This window comes from Microbacterium sp. Bi128 (assembly GCF_918698205.1).
Window position 1 is genome coordinate 1 of sequence record NZ_CAKKMM010000424.1, and the last position, 3,800, is coordinate 3,800.

The following is a 3,800-nucleotide window of genomic DNA, read 5'->3' on the forward strand; positions in this document are numbered from 1 at the left end:
AGAAACGGTCCAGGCAGGCAGCGGCGCAGGCAAACACCAGTTCGGTGAATTCACGTAGCTCGGTTTGGAATGCCGGGTTGGCGGCCAGATCGACGTCGACCGCAGAAATGTAGCTCTCCAGCTGTCGTTTGGCGTTTGCGTTGGAGACGCCGGCCGCCTCGATCCAGAAACGCCAAGGAGCTTCCTCCGGCGACGCATGGGTCAGGACCGGCTCCAGCAGGGCGATCGAGGCCAAGAGGTTCCTCGGCGGAGTCTTGCCGGATTCGGCGATCTCTGCGGCCAGCCCGCGAAGGCCCATCAGCCCTTGGAGGAGCTGGTTGGACCAAGTTGCGCGGTCGTCGAGGCCGGCCGGACCCAAAACCTGCTGCAGTCCCTGCCACGATGCCGCGGCGGAGTTCGTCAGCGCCGAGGGGGCAATCCTGTTGCTGCGGGCGGCGTCTGTGATGTCGCGGACGATCTTGCGCCAGTCGGTGTCGGTGCCCCGGATGTCGGCTTCGCCGTCGTGTCCCAGCCGCCGGGCGAGCGGCTGGATCCGTGGAGTGAATTCTGCGAATACGGCGTCCGTGGCGAGCTGGAAGATCCGGAGCTGTTCGTCTTCGGCGATGACCTGGAGGGCCGGCGACAGCCCGGCTTCGACCGCGTATTCCTGGAGCAGTCGGCTGCAGACGCTGTTGACGGTGCCCACCATGCTGACGGACATCTGCCGAGCGGCATCGGGGCGTTCCTGGCCGAAGAGTTCGGCTTGGACCCGGTCGATGAGTTCTGCGGCGGCCTTCTTCGTGAAGGTCGTGGCCAGGATCTGGCTGGGCTTCGTGCCGCTGTTGATTTCGCGCGCGATTTCGCCCATCAGGCTGTAGGTCTTGCCGGTGCCGGCGCTGGCTGTGATCATCGTGACGTTGTGCAGTGCGTCGTTCATGACAGGTCCCCCTTGAGGCCGCAAAGTGCGGAGAAGTCGCAGAAGTTGCAGGGCGGCTTCTGATAGAGCCGGCCGTCCGCCGTCGCCGTGTCCCGCTGCTCAGCGGGGGAGCCCAACTCCTGCCGCCCGGCCGCCAGGACGCGTCCGCCGACAACTTCAGAGATGGAGAATTCGGCGGCGCGGACCGAGCGTCGCCAGGTGCTCCGGCTGGACGCGGGGCTGGCCAAGGCCGGGCCGAAGAGTTTGCTGGTCGAAGCGAACTCGCCCTGCTTGAGCATGTAGTAGGACATCGCAGCGTCTTCGGCGACGGTGGACATGGGGTCCGGCCCGTCGTCCAAGGCCCAGTGGTAGAGGGCCAACTGCATGGCGTCGCCCTGGCTGATTTCATCGCGGCGGTACTTCGAGCGGTTGGTCCACTTGAGGTCGATCACGACGGGTTCAGCATGCTGGTCCGCGGCCAGAACATCGATGTAGCCGGAGACCTGTACTTCGATCTGGGCTCCGTTGACGTTGAACAGGGCCGGCTTGCTGAACTTGTGCTCGGTGGCGCGGATGTAGACCCCTTGCGTCTGCAGGGTCTGGAAAAGCTTGATGACTGATTTCTCGATGATGGGCCGGAGGCCCGCGAGTTGGCTGCCTCGGCCCGGCAGGAGCAGCTCCGAGGCATAATGCGGCACGAGCTGGTCCAGTTTGGCCTGGACTTCCGCATGCTCGGGCACGGCCCGGTTCGCAGCGTAAAGCTCGCCGAAGAGTTCTTCAACAACCCTGTGGACCAAGGTGCCGATCATGGTGTTCCCGGTGGGCACGGACTGCACGTCGCCTACCTTCAGCCGGCCCTTCTTCTCCAGGACCCACTTCATCGAGCAGCCAATCAACGTGCTGAGCTGCGAGTAGGAGAGCTTGTCCGGCATGAACTGCGGACGGGGCCCCAGATCATGGGATGCCGGCACCGGCTGGGCCCTGGAGGGTTGCGCCGGTGTCAACGTAGCGGTGCGGCCCGCGAGCCGCCAAACGCCGTCGCGCATCAACTGGGCGGGCGTGGTGCTGAAGGCGGAAATGGCATGCTCCACCGCCTTCTTGTTCTCCTCCGGGGTTCCCGGCAGGGGCGACGGGAGGGTGCTGAAGGCCAGCGAGGACAGCACCGGGTGGGCCTTCGTTGGCTCCCCGCCGATCTCCGCGGCGCGTACCAGCAGGAGCCGGCGGCTGCGCCTCGCGGCGTTCACCGCCACCGAGAGTTCCAGCTCGGCAAGGGCAGCAGGATCAGGCAGTACCACGCCGGCGCCGAGTAGGGCCTGGCGTTCGGCGTCGTCCCAGTGGCGGGACCGGGACTGGCCGTCATCCTGGCAGCCCCACCAGACGAGCGTGTCGACGTCGTCGCAGAGTTCGCCGAGGCTGTGCAGCGTGACCCACGGCGCTGCCTCGCCGCCAGCCAGGGGACTGGCGCTGGCGGGAATGACGGATTCCAGGATCCGCGCGATGTTCTTGCGTGTTACCGGCTCCGGTCCGTCAATGAGGGCCATGAATTCATTTAGCTGGCTGAGGACACTTTCGAGTTGAGGGTAGAGCTGCACGCGGCGGCCGAGCTGGGAGCGCAGCCACTGCGCACGTTCGACGACGGTGCTGCCGCTGACAGTTCCGTCATCCGTCAGCAGACCGGTGCTGAGAAGCCGGTCCAAGTCTGCCGCAACGGCGGGGCCGAGGGTCTCGTCGGCGCTGATCTGCTGGAGGGTGCTAAGCCATTCATCGCCGCCGGTGCCCGGCTGGGCGGCGAGGGCGCGGAGGAGATGCCGGGCGGCTGCGCGCCGGACGGGGCTGACGGGGAGGTTCAAAAACTCGCCGAGCAGTTGGACATCTACCGGCCCCCAGATGACGTTGAAGAAGAGGGGGATGATCTGGTCCATAGCCCGCCACCGTGAGCGGTTGCTGACACCGATCCGTGGCAGTCCGCGGCGCTGCAGTTCCTGGTCCAGCAAGGCGGTGCTGGTGGAGGCAACAACGGCTGAGCGATCCGAGCCAGGATGGCCTGCACAGGCGAGCCAACGGGCCGTGTGCTCAGCCGCTTCCCATTCGGTCTTGGCGACCAGAACAGTCACTTCGCCCACGGGCTCCGTCGGGACGGAAGGCTCTACGACAGTCACTCCGCGGCGTTCAAGGGCGCCAATGAGACGGTTCCAGATGGCGGGGAAGGAGCTGCGGGGGTGCTGGAGTTCAAGCTGCGAGATTCCGAGCGGCCAGTTTGCGGTGGCTTCGCTCTCGAGCTCATGGATGAGTTCCAGCGGGTAATCGGCGAACGCCCGGTCGAGGGGGAGCTTGCTCTGCTCCAAGGATGCGAGAGCGTTCAACTTGGCGGTGGACCCGTCCGGAGCGATGCCGGTCCACCCGTTGACTACCAGTTCGTCGCGCATGTTCAACAGGTCAATGGCCGTTGACCACGGGTCGACGGAGAACGATCCGTGGAACCAGGCCTCCGGGCTGTTCCGCTCCGCGAGCCTGGCCATGTACTGCCGGATCCGCGCCGAGTGCCGGGCGTCGGGTCCGGTGAGTCCGAGCCGGGTCTGCAGGAGCTGGGCCAGCCCCAACGGCCCGAGTCTGACCGCGCCGAGTGCGGAATCACGGTAGGTCCACGGAGCACGGTCCAGATACAGGCCAAACAAAACTTTCACATCATCCCCCGGGACGTGTTGCAGCGACAGTTCTTTGATCATATGGGCAGGGACCGACAACGAACGGTGCGACGCGTTGGCCGCCGTGGAGGGCCCGCAGTCAGCTGGTGAGTCCGCGATCGTCTGCAACTGCGCTATCGGCAAAGAAAGGGGAGGGGCGTCACCGCACCCTCCCCTTTCTGAGACTGCCGGAACCTTGGTTCCTAGAGCCCGCCATGACT

General features: G+C 65.8%; 2 protein-coding genes. Both read right to left on the minus strand.

Annotation, left to right across the window (positions count from 1 at the left end; all coding sequences use genetic code 11):
* Positions 1-916: UvrD-helicase domain-containing protein (locus LQV45_RS20310; protein WP_230008562.1), on the minus strand; the 916-nt coding region annotated here is incomplete at its 3' end.
* Positions 913-3,495, minus strand: coding sequence for a PD-(D/E)XK nuclease family protein (locus LQV45_RS20315; RefSeq protein WP_230008563.1), 2,583 nt, complete (start codon positions 3,493-3,495; stop codon positions 913-915). The genes LQV45_RS20315 and LQV45_RS20310, both read right to left, overlap by 4 nt.
* Positions 3,496-3,800 lie beyond the last annotated feature (305 nt).